Source organism: Gammaproteobacteria bacterium, assembly GCA_015709635.1.
Classification (GTDB): domain Bacteria; phylum Pseudomonadota; class Gammaproteobacteria; order Burkholderiales; family Nitrosomonadaceae; genus Nitrosomonas.
In genome coordinates, this window is the sequence record CP054180.1 from 1017344 (window position 1) to 1038157 (window position 20814).

The window sequence follows — 20814 nt, forward strand, 5'->3', positions numbered from 1 at the left end:
CATGATAACCCCAACGGGTCCGGAATCTTTTCTGACTAGACTGCATATTTGCACTTTCACATTGCTATGGCTCATGGCGCCACCGGCATTGGCGGAAGATATCGCGTGCGAGCAACACGGCGGCACGCAACTATGGATCTCACCGCTGAATCCCAAAGCCGGTGAGGCGATCAAGATTATGGCGGTATCTACCGATGGTCCGCTGGCTGAATTGCTCATGATCGACAATCAAGGTCGACGCACCGTGCTGCCATCGCGTCGCCGCGGCGGCCCGCCCTGGAGTCTGGCTGCCGAATTGGCGGAATCCGATCAAGGATTGCATCGTATCGAGGCGAATCGCAATGGCAAATCTGTTTCCTGTCATCAACTTACAGTGGGTGAAACCAATGCACAGGAAAGACTGAAAGAATGGAGTCTTGCCGCCGAAGCGTTTTATTCCGTCTGGATTGAAACGTTATTTGGCGCGCCGCCCGGGGAAAATCTCAGCTTTACCTCGCTGCAGCCGGTATTGCGCAACACCGAGCGCAACTTCTTGCACAACTATCTCGGCCTTAACGAGGACAATAATTTACCGCTGACGCCCGATTGTGCCGACTTGCCGTACACCTTGCGTGCGTATTTTGCCTGGAAGACCGGTTTGCCGGTCGCTTTTCGCGCGTGCGGGCGCGGTTCGGCCAAGACGCCGCCGCATTGCGGCGCACCGGCCATCATGGCGGAATTTACCCGTGGCGTCAGTTCGCAGAGCAGTTTCACGAAATTCAGCAGGCGGCTGGTGGATACCGTTCATTCGGGTTCGGCGCGTACGGCGCTGGCGGACGAATCGACCGATCTGTACCCGATTCCGATGAACCGGGAAACGCTGTGGCCGGGCACCGTGTATGCCGATCCATACGGGCATATACTGGTGCTGGCCGAGTGGGTGCCGCAGACGGCGGATAGTCCCGGCATGCTGCTCGCGGTCGATGCGCAGCCGGATAACTCGGTCACACGCAAGCGCGTGTGGGAAGGCACTATGCTGTTTGCCAATACCGCCAATGCCGGGCCCGGCTTCAAGGCATTCCGCCCGTTGATTCAGATCGCTCCCGGTAAATGGCATGCGCTCAGCAATGACGAACTAATCGATCATCCGGAATTTACCACTTATTCCTTGGAGCAAGATCAACTTACGCCCGATGATTTCTACGCCAAACTGGCCAGACTCATCAACCCTGGCGGTTTTGATCCGCAACAAGCGTACGAAGCCACATTGGCCGCGCTGGTGGAGCAAATCGAAACGCGCATCACCTCGGTCAACAATGGTGAAGCGTATTTCCGCAAGAATCCGCGCAGTGTCATTCCAATGCCCAGCGGTGCGGCGATTTTTCAGACCATCGGACCTTGGGAGGATTATTCCACGCCTTCGCGCGATATGCGCCTGATCATCGCGATCAATGTGTTAACCGGCCTGCCGGAAAAAATCCTGCGTCATCCGGAATTGTTTGTTCTGGGCGACCAAAGTCCCGCGCAAGCCAAAGCCCGGATCGAGCAGCATCACGCGCAACGCATTCTGGAAAGCAGTATTCGCTACACGCGCAGCGATGGCAGCTTGTGGGAACTGCCGGTGGCCGATGTGCTGGCGCGCAAACCGGCTTTTGAAATGGCCTACAATCCCAACGACTGTGCCGAAATCCGCTGGGGTGCCAAACCGGATACGGAAGAATATGCCACCTGCCACCGCCATGCACCCACGGAACAACGGGCGAAAATGGAGCAATACCGGGCCTGGTTCAGGGAGGTACGCAGACCGGTGCAGTGAGAAAAACCGTTTTGCCTTTGCAGCAAGCTGATATGTGCCGGAGCAGCCGGGATTGGCTCGGTACGATCAACCTACTTACTGCTGACGTTGATAGCGCCCGATCAATTCCGCCTGACCCAGGATATGACCTTTCATGGCGTGTTCGAGCGCAGCTTTGGTCGGATGTTTTAAGTCCGGCAGCACCACATCCAACGCATACAGTTTGTGAAAATAACGGTGCGTGCCTATCGGCGGACATGGGCCGCCATAGCCGGTACGCTTCCAGTCGTTGATTCCCTGTAATATACCTTGCGGCAAATTTTGTTCCGCAATATTCTCCGCCAATCCAGTTGCAGCAGGCGGAATGTTGTACAGCACCCAATGCACCCAGGTCATTTTCGGTGCAGCCGGATCGGGCGCATCCGGATCATCGACGATCAACACCAGGCTTTGCGTGCCTTCCGGCAGGCCGGCCCAGTTGAGCGCAGGTGAAATGTTTTGTCCGTCGCAAGTAAAACGGGCGGGGATCATACCGTTGTGGGCAAAGGACGTTGACGTGAGTGTCAGAATGGTCATCATTAAAGCAGCCATAATGTTTAATCTCCCTATCGGATAACTAAGGAAACGCTGATTAATTGACTGTACGAGCGAATCGATTCGTTGCGCGGTACTCACTTCCTCGCCTATCGCTTCATCTCGTTCACCGAATTAATTAGCGTTTCCCTAAGTTCGTTAAGCAGCTAAATTATTGCATAATTAAATACAGCTGGATGTCAATGGAGTTGAAAATGCAATCGATAACGTACAATGCTAAGTCTAAGTTGATTAATGAATTTTTTGAATGTGATACAAATCAATTACAGAAGAACTATCCCTCCATTCTGGAAATTAATGTGCCGAAGAAAACTTTTCTTTACCGTCAAGGTGATCGTTATTCCGATTTATCTTGGATAAAAAGCGGTATTGTTAAACTCTCTCATTTAACCGAGCAGGGGAGTGAAATTACTGTTGATCTGCTTAAAAGAGGGGATGTCATTGGCTGTTTTCAGAATAATTTTGCCAGTCAGGAAATAGAGGAGACTGCGCAAGCATTGAGTGAAGTTAATTACTATCGAATAGCACATGGCGATTTTAAAGCGATGATGTCCCATCAAACAGAGTTGGCTTGGTATGTCATTGAAAATATGTATGCCCGCAAGCAGAGGGTGGAACGCAAGCTAAGAACTATTCTGACTCAACCCGTTGAAATGCGCGTTATCACGACATTATTAGAATTGGCCGGGATGTTTGGAATAAGATGTACGCATGGGTATACCTTGGAAATTCATTTGACCCAGCAGGAAGTGGCGGATTTAGTGGGAGCAAGCCGCTCAGTCGTGAGCACGGTTTTGAATGATTTCAGAAATCGCGGAATGCTTGATTATACGCGCGATCAGATTTGTATTAATGACATTGCTCTTCATGATTCTTATAAATTCTAATACCCCCTAATAACTTGGCGAGAAATATTTGTAAATTTGTTTTGTAGCTAACAGACATCAATGATTGCGCTGTATTAATTTATTGATCATGGTGACTATCGGAGTGACCAAAAATTAATAGAGGAGCATTCACATGAAAGTAATCTCGCCGCGTATACACGGTTATTTTGATTTTTTGACGGTTTTTATTTTTTTACTGGCTCCTACACTTTTAGGATTAGGCCAGCTATCAGCTATGCTTGCCTATGGCCTTGCCGTAGTGCATTTGATTGTTACCCTGGCTTCCGATTTTCCTTTTGGAGTAGTAAAGCTCATTCCATTTACCGCTCATGGCTGGATTGAGCGCATGGTTGGCCCCTTGTTGATAGCCATACCCTTTATCCTTAATTTTTCAGATGAAGAAGCAGCAAGGAATTTTTATATTGCGATGGGTATTATCATCATCGTAGCCGGTATGTTTACTGATTATCAAGCTGAAGTAAGAGACCGGAAGATCAAATAAAAATTGGCGGCAGTAACGCCATTTGATTACATATAAACTGCCGGATATTGAGTTTTTCCTTCCAAACGCCTCCAGAGGCCAAGAATTGTTGATTCAACGGAGTCATCATCGAATCAATCCGGAACGAACTTCAGCACATTGCCATTGATGCAGTAGCGTTTATAGCTCGGCGGCGGGCCGTCGTCGAAGACGTGGCCGAGGTGGATGCCGGAGCTGGCGCTGCGCACTTCGATGCGGTGCATGCCGTGCGAGTTGTCGTCGTGCAGTGTTATCGACCCTTCGACGGGATCGAAAAAGCTGGGCCAGCCGGTTCCGCTATTAAACTTGGCCTGACTGAGAAAAAGCGGTGCACCGGAAATCGGATCGACAAATTTTCCCGGGCGTTTTTCATCCAAGTTAGTGGCGGTGAACGGCGGTTCGGTGCCTTGCTCAAACGCGACCTTCTGTTGCTCCGGCGACAGCAGCTGAAAACCAAGCCATTTCCAGAAATTGGCTTGCTCCCCGTTGTATCCCGTGTATCGGGTGACTTCCTTGCCGTTTCTGAACAGTACGATGGTTGGTGCGGCAAATAGCGGTTTTTCCAGCGTCCAGCCAGTCGGCGGATTGGTGTTCATCGTTGCCATGACCGGCACTTCCGCTTGCCAGTTGTTAAGAACATCGTTGTCGAACTGCTTGCAGAATTCGCAGTGCTCGGCTTCGAAAATAACCAATTGCTGAGAAAAGTTTAAATCCTTGCCGTCCAGCGGTTTCATGCGTTCCGCGCCTGCGGAACTCGCCATTGAGGGATTTTGCGCGGCTTTCTGACTCGTTGCAGGGTATTTAACGCCTGTGCCTCCAAGGCCGCAGTAGCCGTTGGGATTTTTCCACAGGTAGTCTTGATGGTATTCCTCGGCGGCGATGTAATTTTTCAGCGGCAGGATTTCAGTGGTAATCTTTCCGTATCCGGCGGTATTCAGCGCCTGCTGATAAACATTCTGCGAGTGCAGTGCCAGGTCTTTCTGCGTATCGTCGTGATAATAAATGGCACTGCGGTAATTGCTGCCGATGTCGTTGCCTTGGCGGTCGCCTTGCGTCGGATTGTGGTTTTCCCAGAATTTTGCCAAAACGGTTTCGAGTGTTACTTTTTCCGCATCGAAAGTGACTTTGATCACCTCGGCATGATTGCGCGCCGTTGTCCGGCCCGCGCTTAGCATCCGCTCGTGATTCAGAATCTGCTGATACCCCACACCGGGAAGATCGCCGCCGGCGTAGCCGCTTTCGACATCGAGTATGCCGGGAATTTCGCTCATGCGCTTCTCGGCGCCCCAGAAACACCCCATGCCGAGGACGATGTAATCAGTCTTCGGATTGATTTTCTGATTTGGTTTTACAGAATCGGGCATCACGGTTTTCTCCATCGCACATGCTGCTGTAGCACATAGCAAACTTAAAATTGCTGCAATAATAGCGTTCATTATTCATCCCGGGGACAAAATTTTGATGTTTCTACAACATTCCGGTTTGGTGGCTGAATTTTCATTTTCTGGAGCACACCCTATCAAAAGACAAGGACGAAAACCGATAGTTGCCTGGTGCAGAACAATACCGGTCAAATGTCATAATGTGTTTGGGGAGCCGCAGTCTGGTGACTTTCAGACTGCGGCGTCACAGCATGCGTTACCCGAGGATGCATTGCGCCTCGGTGCAAGGCGAAGATTTTATCCTGCAGGATTTTATCGGCTGCGGATACACGGCCATGCTGGCGCAGATGCGAGATCCAAGATTCGACGATGAACATCTCGATGAAACGTCCATGATCTTCGACATCTTCAAAATATCCCCACTGAATGGCTCCGTCCCGGCGGCGGATTGTTCCCATTTCACGTATCAGCTTGAAAAATTCATCGCGATCGGCATCGTCGATACGGTATTCCAGTGTCACCAGCACCGGACCGTTATCGTGCGATATCAACGTTACCGGAACCGGCTCTGCCCAGTGTCCCGAGGGTGTATGGTCTTGATGTTCGCCCAGATTGAGTTTGAAGCGGTAAGTGACCGGGATCAGCACAAGCGCCAGCAATCCCGAAGCCAGCAGAGCCGGCGGGAGATCGCTGACGATCGCTACTTGTCCCCAACCCAGAGATCCGGCAGCCATGGCGCCAAAAACCGCCATCTGGAAAATGGCCAGGCCGCGTGCGCGCACCCAGTCCGGCAGCGCTACTTGCGCCGAGTAATTCAACGTGGATACCGCTACGATCCAGGAGACGCCGCCGGTAAATCCCGCCATAATGCCGAGCACCGGATGCTGGCCTAGAGCGAACATTACCAAGCAAAGCGCTGTACTGACGGTTGCCAGTGTCATGTTGGTGCTTGCACTCCAGCGTCTTCGCATCACTGGGAGCAAGAATGCGCCGGTTACCGCCCCGAGTCCCAGGGCGGTCAATAAAATGCCATAGAGACCGGGGCCGCCTTGCAATAATTCTTTGGCTACCATGGGCAGCAATGCCCAGTAGGACGATGCGCAAGTGAAAAAAGCCAATGCATGAATCAAGGTGTAGCGCAACGGTTTGCTGTGCAGCGCGAAACGGATACCGGCGCGCATCGCGCCGCTTAAATGCTCACGCGGCAACGTATCCGCCTGTGTTGTTGTAACACGCCACCATAACAATGCCGCGGCGACGGCAAGGTAGGATAGGGCATCGATAAATACCGTCGCCATTGCACCTGCCGCTGCCAATACAAAACCGCCCAACGCCGGACCGATGGCACGGGCGATATTCATACTCATACCGTTCCAGACGATGGCGGATGCCAGTACATTACGCGGTACAAGGCGCGGCACGATCGCTTGCCAGGCCGGTGAAGCAAAAGCGGTTCCCACGCCGATGCAGAAAGTGAATGCCAGCAGTATCCACGGGCTGGTAACGCCCGTCCACAGCAATGCGGTAAAAATAAAGAGCACAGCCGCCAGGAAAATCTGTGTCCAGAATAAAAGCTTGCGGCGGTTGAAAAGATCGCCGAGCACGCCCGCTGGCAGGGCAAACAGGAAAATCGGCAATGCCGTAGCCGCTTGTACCAGCGCAATCATCAACGGCGAGGGTGATAACTCGGTCATCATCCAGCCGGACGTAACATTGAACATCCACGTACCGATATTGGAAACCAGCGTAGCCAGCCATAAAATGGCGAAAACGCGATGCTTGAAGGGAGTAAATACCGATTCCGGCATTTCAGTATGCGAATGTGTGGGTGGAAGCCTCAGAATCGCGTATTTTCGGCATTGCAGTCCGGCTGTTGAATAAAATTATGCTGGGTTTACTGGTGGCCATGGTTTGAGGCTCCTGTTTGCGATGATATCGGTGATTTTGAGAGCGGAAGTTTGTACTGGTTCACCCTATCGAATGAATCCGCTAATTGATTCAACACAGGTGACGATTCAGATTTATCGCGACTCAAACCGCCGGGCTAGCAATAACCCTGTCAGACTGAACATTCCCGCCATCGTCAGGTAGAGACCGACGATGGCGGTGCCGCCGATTTCACTCAGCGCTTGTGCGGCAATCGGTGCGACCGCTCCACCCAGAATCCCTCCCGCATTGAAAGCGACGGATGCTCCCGTATAGCGTACCCGTGGCGGGAACAGTGACGGCAGCCAAGCGCCGAGCGGGCCGTAGACAAAGCCCATTACGAACAGTGCCAGCGACAGCGACACCCATACCAGCCAAAGCGATCCCGAACCCAACAGCGGACCGAACATCATCCCCACACCGATGGTTGCTACGCATCCCCATGTCAGCACCTGCGCCGAACTGCTGGCGTCGGAATACACCCCCGAGGCGATAATGCCGAGTACAAGAAATAGAGTTGCTGCAAGCTGGACCGACAGAAAAGTCTCGCGGTCGTATCCCAGAGCGGTTGTGCCGTGCGCGAGTGCGAAAGCGGTTGAAAGGTAGAAAATTGCAAAACAGGCAACCACGGCGAAAGTTCCGGCAAAGGTTGCCAGCGCATGCTTGCGGATCAGTTCCCCGATTGGGACCGGAATCGGCGGTTCTTTTGCCAGCGCTTGGGCAAATTCGGGTGTTTCGTTGATCTTCAGACGCACCCACAGACCGAGCCCGACCAGAATGGCACTTGCCAGAAACGGAATGCGCCAGCCCCACGCAGCAAAGTCCGCCTCGCTCAAGCCCATGCCAAGCAATAAGAACAACCCGTTGGCGGCAAGGAAGCCGACCGGTGCTCCCAGTTGCGGAACCATGCCGAACCGCGCCCGCCATCCCTGCGGCGCATTTTCAACCGCCAACAGCGCCGCGCCACCCCATTCTCCGCCAAGACCAAGCCCCTGGCCAAAGCGTAGTGTGCACAGCAACAACGGTGCAATCCAGCCGGCCATGGCATACGTGGGCAAGAACGCAATCAGCAGGGTTGAGATTCCCATCAGCAACAGCGATACCACCAATGTCGATTTCCTGCCGATCCGATCGCCAAAGTGGCCGAACAGTACCGCACCGAAAGGACGGGCGATGAACGCGAGACCAAAACTCAGGAATGACAACATCAACTGCGCGGCCTCGGAACTGGCCGGGAAGAATAACGGCCCGAACACCAACGCCGCCGCCGTCGCATAAATGTAAAAATCATAAAACTCGACAGCCGTTCCGACCAAACTCGCGACGAGTATGCGGCGATGCTGACGATAAGGGCTGGTCATTATCGGTTTTCCTTAGAATTTTCCGGGTATCACGGAAAGTATGATTCCCCTTTTTTACCGACGGCGACGATAATGAAGATCGGATCGTTTGTCAAACCAATGATTATACGATCTGAAATTCATGGAATTGCATCGGATTGCAATGATTTTATTGGTTCCATGAGTTTGAAGCTTGTCTTTTTTACATTATTTTTACGTGCCATTGTTGTATCTTAACCCCATTTTTACACACAATTATTCATACTCTATAAATAGATATCGACAAGTAATTCTTATGTAATTTATAGAGATCATGTCATTTCCTTTTCAGCATTAGCCATGGGGTTGTTTGCTGATTTCCACTAATGAGGGGTAAAAAATGAGCTGGATTTATTGGTTGGCCTGTACCCTTGCTGTCTTGATATTCATTTACCTGCTTTATGCATTGTTCAACGCCGAGGAAATTTCATGAATACATCACCTTGGATTCAGATCGGTTTGTTTATCGTCGTTTTGTTTTCCATGGCATGGCCATTAGGCTGCTATCTTGCCAATATATTCAATGACCGCCTCACGGGACGCTTTATCTGGCTGGATAACATTGAACGTGGTTTTTGCCGCTTTATTGGTGCCAATCCGGAAGAAGATATGCCATGGCAGCGTTATGCGGCAGCTATTGTGTTGTTCAATGTACTGGGTGTTTTGGTTGTTTATGGCCTGCAGCGCTTACAAAGCGGTTTGCCGCTCAATCCTCAGGCGCTTGGAGCGGTTTCTTCGGATTCGGCCTTCAATACGGCGGTATCGTTCGTCACGAATACTAACTGGCAAGGTTATGGCGGAGAATCGACCATGAGCTATCTCACACAGATGCTGGCATTAACCGTACAGAATTTTGCATCGGCAGCGACAGGAATAGCTGTCGTTATCGCACTCATTCGCGGCTTTGCGCGCAAAAATGCCGGCGGAATTGGAAATGTCTGGCTGGATCTGTTTCGTTCCACATTTTATGTCCTTCTGCCATTATCCTTTTTGTTCGCGGTAATTCTGGTCAGTCAGGGAGTCATTCAAAATTTCAGTGCTTATCAAGATGTCATGCTGATTGAACCGGTTGAGTATGTTGCATCGAAGCAAGATCACGATAATCAACCTTTGACGGACGATCAAGGTAATTCGATCACCGCAATGATCAAATCAGACACGCAATCCATTGCGATGGGACCTGTCGCATCGCAGGAAGCGATTAAATTGCTTGGAACCAATGGCGGCGGTTTCTTTAATGCCAATTCGGCGCATCCTTTTGAAAACCCGACACCACTGACCAATTTTTTGGAAATGATCAGTATTTTTTTAATCCCGGCCGCACTCTGCTTCGCCTTCGGTCAAATGGTCGGAGATCCCCGGCAAGGCTGGACAATTCTCATTGCCATGTCGGCGTTGTTCATTGTTATGGCGAGCGCGGCGATTGGCTCGGAATCTTATTCAAACCCGCTTATCACTCAACTGGGAGTGGATGATTCGATGGGAAATATGGAAGGTAAGGAAATTCGATTTGGAATCATTTCGTCTGCATTGTTTGCTGCAGTTACGACAGCCGCTTCTTGCGGGGCGGTCAATTCCATGCACGATAGTTTTCTGCCATTAGGAGGGTTGATTCCCATGGGATTGATGATGTTAGGAGAAGTCGTATTCGGCGGTGTCGGTTCCGGATTATATGGAATGCTCATTTTCGCTATGCTCGCCGTTTTCCTATCCGGATTGATGATCGGACGCACACCGGAATACTTGGGTAAGAAAATCGGCATATTCGAAATGAAGATGATTGCAGTTGCAATTTTAGTCGTACCCTTGGTTGTGCTTGGCGGTACCGCCATCGCTGTCGTTACTGAAATTGGTAAAGCGAGCATGGCCAATCCGGGGGCGCACGGACTTTCCGAAGTTCTGTACGCCTTCACTTCGGCCGGGAATAACAATGGCTCAGCATTTGCGGGGCTCTCAGCCAATACCCCTTTTTATAATATCTCGCTTGCTATCGCGATGTGGCTAGGACGATTCGGCGTTATCATTCCTGTCCTTGCCATTGCCGGCAGATTGGCTGCCAAACCCAAGCTTGCCGTAACCGGTGGAACACTGCCTACCCATGGGCCGTTGTTCGTTCTATTGCTTATCAGCACAGTCATCATTATCGGGGCGCTTAACTATATTCCATCCTTGGCACTAAGCCCCATTATCGAACACTTGCAATTATTCGCTCGCCAACCGTAAGGCATGTTTATCATGAAAAAGAAACACGCGCTTCCTTTATTTGATCCGGTTCTGATAAAACCGGCACTCATCGATGCATTCAAGAAACTTGCACCACAAACGCAATGGCGCAACCCGGTCATGTTTGTCGTGTGGATCGGCAGTGTTCTCACGACAATACTGGGTATCGACGCTCTCTCCGGTCATGGAGAAGCGCCGGCCGGTTTTATTCTTACCATAGCTGCATGGCTTTGGTTTACTGTGTTATTCGCCAACTTCGCCGAAGCGCTTGCCGAAGGCCGAGGTAAAGCGCAAGCGGCGGCTTTACGCACCAGCAGGAAGAATATTGCCGCAAAAAAATTAGCTGAACCGAGACGTGATGCGGTAATTGCCGCCACTGACTCTCTTTCGCTGAGAAAAGGCGATATCGTGCTCATCGAAGCGGGCGACTTCATTCCGCTTGATGGAGAAGTCATCGAGGGCGTTGCTTCTGTCGATGAATCCGCAATCACCGGCGAATCCGCTCCTGTCATCCGTGAATCGGGCGGCGATTTTTCGGCGGTTACAGGGGGTACGCGTATTTTGTCGGACTGGTTGATTGTCCGTATTACCGCTAACCCTGGGGAAGCATTCCTTGATCGTATGATCGGAATGGTGGAAAACGCCAAGCGCAAAAAAACGCCTAACGAGATTGCGTTAACTATATTGCTGGTTACGCTGACATTAATATTTTTAATCGTATGCGTAACCCTTCTACCGCTATCAATTTATAGTACTGAATCGGCAGGATCGGGTTCGCCGATATCCGTTACCGCACTGGTGGCGCTTCTGGTTTGCCTTATTCCGACCACGATCGGCGGTTTGCTGTCCGCTATTGGTGTGGCCGGAATGAGCAGAATGATGCAAGTCAACGTAATCGCCACCTCCGGACGAGCTGTTGAAGCCGCCGGCGATGTCGATGTATTGCTGCTGGACAAAACCGGAACCATTACACTTGGCAATCGCCAGGCATCCGTCTTTCTACCCGCGCCTCATATTCAGATTAAAGAGTTGGTTGATGCGGCGCAACTTGCTTCACTTGCCGACGAAACTCCGGAAGGGCGGTCTATCGTGATGCTCGCAAAACAAGAATATGGATTACGCGGCCGTGAATTGCAACATGCGGTTTTTATTCCCTTTACCGCACAAATGCGCATGTCCGGGGTGGATATTGCCGATCGCAAGATCAGAAAAGGCGCAGCCGATACGATTCGTGCTTATATTGAAAACCTGGGAAGCGCTTTTCCCGCGAGTGTCGAAACTCTGGTTGATCAAGTATCACGCCGTGGCAGTACGCCTTTGGTGGTTGCGGATGGCGCACGAGTACTTGGCGTCGTCGAACTCAAAGATATCGTTAAAGGCGGTATTAGAGAACGTTTTAGCGAATTGAGACAAATGGGTATCAAGACCGTCATGATCACCGGCGACAATCGTTTAACCGCTGCTGCGATTGCTGCTGAAGCAGGTGTCGATGATTTTCTTGCTGAAGCTAAACCTGAGGATAAGCTCCGGTTGATCAGGGAATACCAAGTCCAGGGGCGGCTGGTTGCAATGACCGGCGATGGCACCAATGATGCTCCGGCTTTGGCGCAAGCCGATGTCGCGGTTGCCATGAACTCCGGAACGCAGGCTGCAAAAGAGGCCAGTAATATGGTCGATCTCGATTCCAATCCAACCAAACTGATTGAAATAGTTGAAACAGGGAAACAAATGCTCATGACGCGCGGAGCTCTGACAACCTTCTCCGTCGCCAATGATGTGGCCAAATATTTTGCGATCATTCCGGCAGCATTCGCCACAACTTATCCACAGCTGAGAATGCTCGATATCATGCAGTTGAATACCCCTGAATCGGCAATTCTTGCCGCGATCATCTTCAACGCCATCATCATCGTGTTCCTGATACCGCTGGCGCTCAGAGGTGTGAAATACCAAGCACTGGGCGCGGCAGCGCTATTACGCAAGAATTTGCTGATTTATGGTTTGGGAGGGTTGCTCGTGCCATTTATCGGCATCAAGCTGATTGATATTCTGTTAAATCTCTTTTAAATCCAGGAATCAAAATGAAAAACCTCATCCGCCCCGTCTTGATGCTATTTATCCTGATATCGATTGTTACCGGCTTGCTTTATCCGCTTGCGGTTACGGGTATTGCGCAAATTGCATTTGCGGAGCAAGCGGCCGGCAGTCTGCTTAAACGTGGTGATAAAGTCATAGGCTCCGATCTCATTGGACAGAATTTTTCCGGTCCGGCTTATTTCTGGGGGCGTCCTTCCGCAACTTCTCCCATGCCCTATAATGCGGCAAATTCGGGAGGGTCAAACTTGGGACCAACCAATCCTGTATTGATCACAGCAATTGATGAGCGCATCAAACATCTGCGAGCGCATCACCCCGGTAAAGAAGAGAAAATTCCGACTGATTTAGTGACGGCCTCTGCCAGCGGATTGGATCCTCATATCTCACCCGCCGCTGCATATTACCAACTTGAACGTGTGGCGGCAGCCCGTAGTATTGATGCGGCTGTTATCCGATCATTGGTTGAGCAATATATTGAAATACCTCAGCTGGGTGTATTTGGTGATCCTCGTATTAATGTTTTACGCCTTAACTTAGCCTTGGATACATTACAGAAATAATGACTGATGAACGCCCCGACCCGGATCAGCTGCTAGCAAAAATCAAAAATGAGGAAATTGCAGCGCAACGCGGAAAATTAAAAATTTTCATCGGTGCTTGCGCCGGTGTAGGCAAGACGTATGCCATGCTCAATGCTGCACAACAAAGGCTTGCCGAAGGAATAGACGTTGTTGTCGGTATCGTTGAAACTCATGGACGAAGCGATACCGCGAAGCTTCTCGAAAAGCTCCCGGCTTTACCGTTACGTAGAGTTGATTACCGGGGAAAATCACTGACAGAGTTCGATATTGATGCCGCATTACAACGGGCACCGCAATTGATTATTGTCGATGAACTGGCACACACCAATATAGAAGGCTCCAGACATATAAAACGCTGGCAGGATATTGACGAACTCTTGGCGAATGGAATCGATGTTTATACGACGCTCAATATTCAGCATATTGAAAGCTTAAATGACGTGGTTGGGAGTATTACGGGTATCCGTATTTGGGAAACCGTTCCAGACCGCTTTTTTGACAGCGCCGATGATGTGACGCTGGTTGATCTGCCGCCTGACGAGCTATTGGAGCGCCTTAAAGAAGGTAAGGTTTATATACCCGAGCAAGTTGCGCATGCTGCTAAAAATTTTTTTCGTAAAGGCAATCTGATCGCATTACGCGAACTTGCGCTGAGGCGCACAGCGGATCGCGTTGATATCCAAATGCGCGCCTATCGTGCGGATCACGCCATTGCGAATGTTTGGCAAGCACGCGAACGTATTATTGCCTGTATTGGCCCCGGTCCGGCGAATGACAAATTGGTACGAAGCGCCGCTCGCCTGGCCAATGAGCTAAAAGCCGATTGGCTGGCGGTATATGTTGAAACACCCGCGCTGCAACGTCTCTCCAAGCGTGATCGGCAATACGTTCTTGATCACCTCAAGCTTGCCGAAGAACTAGGCGCAGAAACCGCAACACTTGCTGGCAGCGATTTGGTCGCTACATTGGTGGCATATGCGCAAAGCCGGAACGCCAATAAATTTGTAGTCGGCCATCCTTCGGATGGATATTGGTACCAACTTCGCCATTCGCGATTCATTGATGCGCTTTTCCGGTTCTCTCCCGATATCGACGTGTATGTCGTAAGCAGTAAAAAGCTTTCTCGAATTAAGAGCCGGGAAATTACCTTTGATAACATTAAATGGTGGAACTATGTTTGGGCTACCGTTACCTGTGTAGTTACAGCGCTATTGACAGCCGGGTTACTGCAAATATTCGATTTATCCAACGTTGTCATGGTGTTTTTGCTGGCGGTTGTAGGAGTTTCGATTAGATTCGGTCGAGGTGCCGGGGCGTGGGCGGCGGCTTTATCGGTTCTATTATTCGATTTTTTCTTTGTGCCGCCACGATTTTCATTTGCTGTTTCCGATGTGCAGTATTTTTTCACTTTTACCTTAATGCTATTGATTGCTCTCATAATCGGGCAGCTTGCGGCAAGGCTGCGATTTGAAGCAACCATTGCGAACTTGCGTGAAAAACGTGCACAGGCATTAACCGCTCTCTCCAAAGAGTTATCCGGAGCGTTGACTGTTGAACAAGTTGTTGAAATTGCAAAACGGCACGTTAGTGGAACATTTAATTCGGCTGCCGCCCTATTTCTTCCCGACGGTCAGGAAAAAATCAAAGTCGCTGGCACTTCATCTTCTCAACCGGTAGTTGATGCCGCTGTTGCACAATGGGTTTACGATCATCAATTACCTGCAGGGTTAAGGACACATACATTGTCTGCAGCCGTTTCGCATTATCTGCCGTTGAAAGCCCCGATGCGGACTCGCGGTGTGCTCGTTTTAGAACCTGAGAATTCGCTCTTTCTGGATCAACCGGAAGAAAAGCGCTTGCTCGATACCTTCGCGGCGCAAATCGCATTGGCTTTGGAGCGCATCCATTATGTCGAGGTGGCGCAAGATGCGTTACTCTTGATGGAAGGAGAGCGGTTGCGTAATTCATTGCTTTCATCGATTTCACATGATCTACGCACGCCGTTGACTGCTTTAGTCGGTTTGTCGAGCATGCTTGCCGGCAGCAAGCTACCGGAAAATTCTCGCCAGGAACTCGCATTAGCCATCCAAGGTGAGGCATTGCAAATGTCTGAACTGGTGACCAATTTACTCGACATGGCGCGCTTACAAACTGGCGGGGTAAAACTGAAAAAGGATTGGCAGTCGATTGAGGAAATCATCGGCAGCGCAAGTCTGCAAGTGCATCACATACTTGCCACGCACAAACTGATTATCGCAATTCCTCCCGGCTTACCGTTATGTGAGTGTGATCCGGTTTTGATACAAAGAGTCATTGTCAATTTATTGAGCAACGCCGCAAAGTTTACACCTGCGAACAGTACGATCAAGATGACAGCGATGGTCATTAATAACAAAATGAATATCGTGATCGAAGATAATGGTCCTGGTCTGCCTCCCAGTCAGGAAATGAAGATATTTGAAAAATTCACTCGTGGAGAAACAGAATCAAACAAACCGGGTGTCGGCCTTGGCCTGGCTCTTTGTAAAGCGATTGTAGAAGCCCACGACGGAAAGATTCATGCGGAAAATTGTATTAGCGGTGGCGCACGTTTTACTGTCATTCTTCCACTTGGTACTGCTCCTATGTTGGAAGAATTGATGTGAAAACAGTGCATATCTTGATTATTGAAGATGAAAATCAAATCCGTCGTTTCGTGCGTTTGGCATTGGAGGCGGAAAATTTCCATGTCATTGAAGCCGATAATGGAGCTCGAGGCTTAATTGAAGCGTCGACCAGACAACCAGATCTGGTGATTATAGATCTGGGCTTACCTGATATCGAAGGGAAAGAAGTAATCCGGCAAATTCGAAGCTGGTCTGAAATACCTATCATCGTATTATCGGCTCGCGATCGTGAAGAGGAGAAAGTTGCGGCACTGAATACCGGGGCTGATGATTATTTAACTAAACCTTTTGGTGTACCGGAATTAATTGCACGTATTCGAGCTCATTTGCGGCGACATCAATCCAATGAAAATCAAAGCGATTCAATAGTACATTTCGGTGATGTTACAGTTGATCTGCCAGCCCGCAAAGTAACACGTGCGGATGCTGAAATTCATCTCACACCGATTGAATATCGATTATTAATCGCTCTCATCCGTGCGCGTGGGCGTGTACTAACCCATACTCAGCTCATGCTGGCAGTATGGGGGCCTAACCACTCTGAGCGTACACATTATTTGCGCATCTACATGGGGCATTTGCGGCAAAAATTAGAACGTGATCCAACCCAACCTGAATTTTTATTGACCGAGCTGGGTGTAGGTTATCGATTAGTATAGAAGCGATTACATTCATGGCTTGCCTCTGAATTGAAAGAATCAAATCAGCGGTTTTTCCAATCCGTATCATAACTTTCTCTTTTCCCTAAATTGTTGACACTGATCGAAATTTGACCATAGAAAGCTAGTTGCACCGATTGAAAACTGACCAGGTAATTCACGTATCTTGTTTAAATTTTAGGCGGGAGAATTTAAGAGGTGATTACCATGGTTATGTATGCAAAGATACGGCGGATGTATTACCGTGAACATCTGTCAATTAATGAGATTCAGCGCCGAACGAGTCTGTCACGGAACACGATAAAGAAGTGGTTGAAAGCGCCCAACGACAGCGCGGTTAAATATCAGAGAGCGAAGAAGCCTGGCAAGCTGACACTATTTGAATCCAGGTTGCTGTTGGCGCTAGAGGCGGATGCACGTCGTCCGAAGAAGGATCGGCACACAGCATTGATGTTGTTCAAAGAGATATTGAACGAAGGCTATACGGGCGGTTATAGCATTGTTTGCGATTTTGTCCGAGGATGGCGTAATCAAGGCAGTCAGAGTAAATCGGTGTATGTACCGCTACGGTTTACGTTGGGTGAAGCTTTTCAGTTTGACTGGAGCGAAGAGTGGCTGGTGATTGGTGGACTTCACCGCAAGGTGTTGGCGGCACACACCAAGCTATGCGCCAGCCGTGCTTTCATGTTATCGGGTTATCCGTCACAAAGCCACGAGATGTTGTTTGAAGCCCATACCCGTGTATTCACAGCTTTTGGCGGTGTGCCGAAACGCGGCATTTACGACAACATGAAGACGGCTGTGGACAAGGTGTCCAAAGGGGTAACGGGCGTGTGGTAAATACGCGCTTCTTTGCGATGACGGCGCATTATCTGTTTGATCCGAATTTCTGCAATGTTGCTTCCGGCTGGGAAAAAGGCGTGGATTGGCGCGCGTATCCAGCACGTGTCTGGTCACAGTGCAGCGCAATCGTTATTCCGTACCTTGCCGCCTGGCCAACCAGATGGTAGCCGTTCATCAGTATGCCGACCGTATCGAAATCGTTCATAACAATGCTATAGCAGCCTGTCATATCCGCCTGCTGGATAGTGACCAAGTCAGCCTATGGCTGACAACATTATATTCCGGTCATTGAGAAGAAACCGGGCGCCTTGCGCAACGGCGCGCCATTTGCTGAATTACCGGCGCCCCTGTTGCAGTTGCAGACAGCGCTGCGGCGCAGGGAACGTCAGCAAGCCAATCGAATCATGGCAAAAGTACTCAGCCTGGTATCAATATATGCGTCAGAAGAAAATCTGGTCAATTCGTAGCGAATCACGATTGAACCGGAAACATCAACAGGAGGCAAAATACCAACTCAGTCTGGTCGACTTATCCACAAATGCGGGGTATCCTGCGCTCTGTTTCCCCTTGGTCAAATTTCAACCGTAATGGGGAGCAATTTTAAACCGGTATCAACAGCTACGCTTCACTTTCTGGTGTACGCTGCCAGTCGAATGTCAACAAGAATGTTCTAAAGGACAGGATGAAATGAGCTTTTTAGAATGGCCGTGTGAACTATTTTTCAGTGTTTGCACATTTTTAGTAGCGACAAAGGCTTTATTTGCATTGATTCTTTGCGTTATCTCGGTCGGGATGATTCTCATAGTAATAAAAGAATTAATCAAGGATTTAAGGAAATAATTTGATATGAGCCATTTTCTGCAAAAGCATGAATGAAACCACCGGAGCAGCCGAAATGATAACAAACAATAGACTAGAAGCAGAACAAGCTGCGAAGTATATCGGCGTGGCAGTTGGTACCCTTGCAGTTTGGAGAAGCACAAAAAGACACACTATTCCATATTATAAGTTAAGCAAAATAATATACTATGACATCATCGACTTAGATACTTTTATTTAGTCCAAGAAGGTAAAGTTCTAAAAGTTACCCGGTGTTTTTCAAGTTACCCGAAATTGCATCTAACTTATTGTTTTTTTTGGCTCCCCGACCAGGGCTCGAACCTGGGACCTGCGGATTAACAGTTCTATATAACCCACTTTTTGCAGTAATTTTATCTTCCCTGAAAAAGTATTAAACTGTTTTAAATAACTAATAATTTATTGTTTATTATAAAAGTATATAATTATCTGTTGTTTGAATTTCCCACTTCAGTTTTGACGCCGCTTTAATTTTCTGGTCTACTATAAGTCTACTAATTTGAATGGTAGATTCTGAAAACAGAATTAGTAGAGTGGAGATTAAGATGCCGCAGAAGCTCACAAAAACATTTATCGATTCGATTCCTTTTCCAGGAAATGGGCAAGCTTTTTACCGTGACAGTGAAATTAAGGGATTCGGTTTGCGTGTTGGTGCTACCAGCAAAGTTTATATCGCTGAAAGCAAAGTAAACGGTAAAACCGTTCGAGTGAGCATTGGTAAACACGGGATTTATACAACCGAGCAAGCGCGCAATCAAGCAAGAGAATTGCTGCTCCTGATGTCAAAGGGTATTAACCCCAATGACCAAGCCCGAGAACAGAAAACCCGAAGTATGACTTTGCAGCATGTATTCCAGGATTTTCTGGTCGCCCGGAAAGCGCTTAAACCGCGCACTATTTATGATTACAAACGCATCATGGGTACCTATCTGGCTGATTGGAATAATAAGGCGATTGCTGACATCACCAAAGACATGATTGCTAAACGGCATGCCGAACTTGGGCAAAACAGCCAAGCGCAATCTAATTTGACCATGCGTTTTTTGCGTGCGCTCTTTAACTTTGCCGCCGGACAATACGAAGATAGTAAAGGACAAGCATTGATTCAGGATAATCCAGTCAAGCGCTTATCGCAAACTCGCGCCTGGTATCGGGTCGAGCGCCGTCAAACGGTGATTAAACCGCATGAACTTAAGCCCTGGTTTCAGGCTGTCATGAATTTGAAAAACGATATCAAGAGCCAGAACCGTGAAACCATACGGGATTACTTGCTATTGGTGCTTTTTACCGGATTGAGACGAGAAGAAGCCGCCGGCATGACCTGGAATAATGTCGACTTGCAAGCTAGAACCCTGAAAGTAACCGATACCAAGAATCACTTGGATCATACTCTGCCATTATCGGACTTTCTTTATGATTTATTGCAACAACGAAAAGTTAATGCTGTAAATAACTACGTTTTTCAACGATCAGATGGGGAGGGGCACATTACCGAGCAGCGCAAACAAATGGCCAACGTTATAAAAGAATCCGGCGTAACATTTACGATTCACGATTTACGCCGTACCTTCATGACAATTGCCGAAAGTCTTGATATATCCGCTTATGCCGTCAAACGGTTAGCCAATCACAAAATGAACAACGACATCACAGCCGGTTACATTATTGCCGATGTGGAACGGTTGCGAGACCCGATGCAGAAAATTACTGACTATATCCTCAAGTGCGCTGGTTATAAGCCGACAGCAACGGTAAGCGATTTGCCAAGAATGAAATCGCGCAACAATGTATAATACGGCATTGACGGATAATTAAATTGTGTTTACCATTGTTGAAACTGAAATCTTTGAACGCTTGTGGCCTTCGTATTGGACAGATCAAGCGTATGATGAATTTATAACGTTCATCACCGAAAACCCCGAGGTCGGCGATATTGTCAAAGGCTCCGGCGGTATGCGCAAAGTACGCTGGAGCCGCTCAGGCTCGGGGAAATCCGGCGGTGTGCGTGTCATTTATTTTAACCGTCTAGCAAATGGCCAGATTTGCTTGGTTTTTATCTATGCAAAAAGCAAATTGGATTCAATCAGCGCTAAAACTTTGAAGGAAATGAAACATGAAATCGAGAAAACCTTTAACCGATGAGGAATTGGAAGTATGGGAAAACAGCCGGGACTTAGAAGCCGAATTGCTGGAGTCCGTGCGCCAGATGACAGCAGGGAAGGTGCATGCTGTTATGTCGCCCGTCATATCGGCACGCAAAAAAACGGGCTTATCGCAAGCTGAATTTTCCAAACTGCTGGGTGTATCGGTGCGCACATTGCAAGAATGGGAACAAGGCCGCCGCCAGCCCAGCGGTGCAGCTAAGACGCTGATTGCAATTGCTGAGCGCCGTCCCGATGTACTAAAAGAAATGACTGCGTAAATT

The 20814-nt window shown here is 49.1% G+C and carries 17 protein-coding genes and 1 pseudogene; 14 read left to right on the plus strand and 4 right to left on the minus strand.

The genetic code is table 11. The annotated features are described in order from the left end of the window. Window position 1 precedes the first annotated feature (1 nt). On the plus strand, window positions 2-1795 hold the full coding sequence (locus HRU78_04560; GenBank protein ID QOJ23003.1) for a hypothetical protein: 1794 nt from the start codon (window positions 2-4) through the stop codon (window positions 1793-1795). A 75-nt stretch (window positions 1796-1870) separates the two neighbouring features. Here the strand turns inward: HRU78_04560 and HRU78_04565 are convergent, their stop codons facing one another. Beyond that, window positions 1871-2365: a YbhB/YbcL family Raf kinase inhibitor-like protein gene (locus HRU78_04565; GenBank protein ID QOJ23004.1), complete on the minus strand. Its 495-nt coding sequence runs from the start codon at window positions 2363-2365 to the stop codon at window positions 1871-1873. Window positions 2366-2562: 197 nt separating this feature from the next. Here HRU78_04565 and HRU78_04570 point away from each other — a divergent pair, with 197 nt between their 5' ends. Both HRU78_04570 and HRU78_04575 read left to right on the plus strand, forming a co-directional pair. Next, on the plus strand, window positions 2563-3255 hold the full coding sequence (locus HRU78_04570; protein QOJ23005.1) for a Crp/Fnr family transcriptional regulator: 693 nt from the start codon (window positions 2563-2565) through the stop codon (window positions 3253-3255). A 133-nt stretch (window positions 3256-3388) separates the two neighbouring features. Continuing rightward, window positions 3389-3757 carry a hypothetical protein gene (locus HRU78_04575; protein QOJ23006.1) on the plus strand — a complete coding sequence of 123 codons (369 nt, stop codon included), beginning with the start codon at window positions 3389-3391 and terminating at the stop codon, window positions 3755-3757. Between the two features lie 113 nt (window positions 3758-3870). Here the strand turns inward: HRU78_04575 and msrA are convergent, their stop codons facing one another. The 3 genes from msrA to HRU78_04590 all read right to left on the minus strand — a co-directional run bounded on the left by msrA (window position 3871) and on the right by HRU78_04590 (window position 8444). Next, complete coding sequence (msrA, locus tag HRU78_04580; GenBank protein ID QOJ23007.1) at window positions 3871-5211, minus strand: peptide-methionine (S)-S-oxide reductase MsrA; 1341 nt, start codon at window positions 5209-5211, stop codon at window positions 3871-3873. Window positions 5212-5345: 134 nt separating this feature from the next. Continuing rightward, window positions 5346-6965 carry an MFS transporter gene (locus tag HRU78_04585; GenBank protein ID QOJ23008.1) on the minus strand — a complete coding sequence of 540 codons (1620 nt, stop codon included), beginning with the start codon at window positions 6963-6965 and terminating at the stop codon, window positions 5346-5348. A 213-nt stretch (window positions 6966-7178) separates the two neighbouring features. Continuing rightward, on the minus strand, window positions 7179-8444 hold the full coding sequence (locus HRU78_04590; GenBank protein ID QOJ23009.1) for an MFS transporter: 1266 nt from the start codon (window positions 8442-8444) through the stop codon (window positions 7179-7181). A 358-nt stretch (window positions 8445-8802) separates the two neighbouring features. Between HRU78_04590 and HRU78_04595 the strand changes: the two genes are divergently transcribed. The 11 genes and pseudogenes from HRU78_04595 (at window position 8803) to HRU78_04645 (ending at window position 20811) form a co-directional block, all read left to right on the plus strand. Beyond that, window positions 8803-8895 carry a potassium-transporting ATPase subunit F gene (locus HRU78_04595; protein QOJ23010.1) on the plus strand — a complete coding sequence of 31 codons (93 nt, stop codon included), beginning with the start codon at window positions 8803-8805 and terminating at the stop codon, window positions 8893-8895. Continuing rightward, window positions 8892-10685, plus strand: coding sequence for a potassium-transporting ATPase subunit KdpA (kdpA, locus tag HRU78_04600; protein QOJ23011.1), 1794 nt, complete (start codon window positions 8892-8894; stop codon window positions 10683-10685). Before HRU78_04595 ends, kdpA begins: the two co-directional genes overlap by 4 nt. Window positions 10686-10697: 12 nt before the next feature. Further along, complete coding sequence (gene kdpB / locus HRU78_04605) at window positions 10698-12752, plus strand: potassium-transporting ATPase subunit KdpB (GenBank protein ID QOJ23012.1); 2055 nt, start codon at window positions 10698-10700, stop codon at window positions 12750-12752. A gap of 14 nt (window positions 12753-12766) precedes the next feature. Then, window positions 12767-13342 (plus strand): potassium-transporting ATPase subunit KdpC, encoded by a 576-nt coding sequence (gene kdpC, locus HRU78_04610; protein QOJ23013.1) that lies wholly within the window; start codon window positions 12767-12769, stop codon window positions 13340-13342. Next, window positions 13342-16008, plus strand: a complete 2667-nt coding sequence (locus HRU78_04615) for a sensor histidine kinase KdpD (GenBank protein ID QOJ23014.1) — start codon at window positions 13342-13344, stop codon at window positions 16006-16008. Before kdpC ends, HRU78_04615 begins: the two co-directional genes overlap by 1 nt. After that, on the plus strand, window positions 15999-16688 hold the full coding sequence (gene kdpE / locus HRU78_04620; GenBank protein QOJ24916.1) for a two-component system response regulator KdpE: 690 nt from the start codon (window positions 15999-16001) through the stop codon (window positions 16686-16688). Before HRU78_04615 ends, kdpE begins: the two co-directional genes overlap by 10 nt. A 207-nt stretch (window positions 16689-16895) precedes the next feature. Continuing rightward, window positions 16896-17959, plus strand: a pseudogene (locus tag HRU78_04625) (IS21 family transposase). A gap of 467 nt (window positions 17960-18426) precedes the next feature. Further along, window positions 18427-18591, plus strand: coding sequence for a DNA-binding protein (locus HRU78_04630; protein QOJ24917.1), 165 nt, complete (start codon window positions 18427-18429; stop codon window positions 18589-18591). 343 nt (window positions 18592-18934) lie between these two features. Continuing rightward, window positions 18935-20182, plus strand: coding sequence for an integrase family protein (locus HRU78_04635; GenBank protein ID QOJ23015.1), 1248 nt, complete (start codon window positions 18935-18937; stop codon window positions 20180-20182). A gap of 25 nt (window positions 20183-20207) precedes the next feature. After that, window positions 20208-20531 carry a type II toxin-antitoxin system RelE/ParE family toxin gene (locus tag HRU78_04640; GenBank protein QOJ23016.1) on the plus strand — a complete coding sequence of 108 codons (324 nt, stop codon included), beginning with the start codon at window positions 20208-20210 and terminating at the stop codon, window positions 20529-20531. Beyond that, window positions 20503-20811 carry a helix-turn-helix domain-containing protein gene (locus HRU78_04645; GenBank protein ID QOJ23017.1) on the plus strand — a complete coding sequence of 103 codons (309 nt, stop codon included), beginning with the start codon at window positions 20503-20505 and terminating at the stop codon, window positions 20809-20811. Before HRU78_04640 ends, HRU78_04645 begins: the two co-directional genes overlap by 29 nt. Window positions 20812-20814 lie beyond the last annotated feature (3 nt).

Excerpts from the sequence above, each read along its gene's own strand:
- HRU78_04575 (QOJ23006.1), top strand. The coding sequence starts at position 3,389 with ATGAAAGTAATCTCGCCGCGTATACACGGTTATTTTGATTTTTTGACG.
- kdpB (QOJ23012.1), top strand. The coding sequence starts at position 10,698 with ATGAAAAAGAAACACGCGCTTCCTTTATTTGATCCGGTTCTGATAAAA.
- HRU78_04585 (QOJ23008.1), bottom strand. The coding sequence starts at position 6,965 with ATGCCGGAATCGGTATTTACTCCCTTCAAGCATCGCGTTTTCGCCATT.
- HRU78_04590 (QOJ23009.1), bottom strand. The coding sequence starts at position 8,444 with ATGACCAGCCCTTATCGTCAGCATCGCCGCATACTCGTCGCGAGTTTG.
- kdpC (QOJ23013.1), top strand. The coding sequence starts at position 12,767 with ATGAAAAACCTCATCCGCCCCGTCTTGATGCTATTTATCCTGATATCG.
- HRU78_04595 (QOJ23010.1), top strand. The coding sequence starts at position 8,803 with ATGAGCTGGATTTATTGGTTGGCCTGTACCCTTGCTGTCTTGATATTC.
- HRU78_04560 (QOJ23003.1), top strand. The coding sequence starts at position 2 with ATGATAACCCCAACGGGTCCGGAATCTTTTCTGACTAGACTGCATATT.
- HRU78_04570 (QOJ23005.1), top strand. The coding sequence starts at position 2,563 with ATGCAATCGATAACGTACAATGCTAAGTCTAAGTTGATTAATGAATTT.
- HRU78_04635 (QOJ23015.1), top strand. The coding sequence starts at position 18,935 with ATGCCGCAGAAGCTCACAAAAACATTTATCGATTCGATTCCTTTTCCA.
- HRU78_04630 (QOJ24917.1), top strand. The coding sequence starts at position 18,427 with ATGATAACAAACAATAGACTAGAAGCAGAACAAGCTGCGAAGTATATC.
- HRU78_04565 (QOJ23004.1), bottom strand. The coding sequence starts at position 2,365 with ATGGCTGCTTTAATGATGACCATTCTGACACTCACGTCAACGTCCTTT.
- msrA (QOJ23007.1), bottom strand. The coding sequence starts at position 5,211 with ATGAACGCTATTATTGCAGCAATTTTAAGTTTGCTATGTGCTACAGCA.
- kdpA (QOJ23011.1), top strand. The coding sequence starts at position 8,892 with ATGAATACATCACCTTGGATTCAGATCGGTTTGTTTATCGTCGTTTTG.
- HRU78_04615 (QOJ23014.1), top strand. The coding sequence starts at position 13,342 with ATGACTGATGAACGCCCCGACCCGGATCAGCTGCTAGCAAAAATCAAA.
- HRU78_04645 (QOJ23017.1), top strand. The coding sequence starts at position 20,503 with ATGAAATCGAGAAAACCTTTAACCGATGAGGAATTGGAAGTATGGGAA.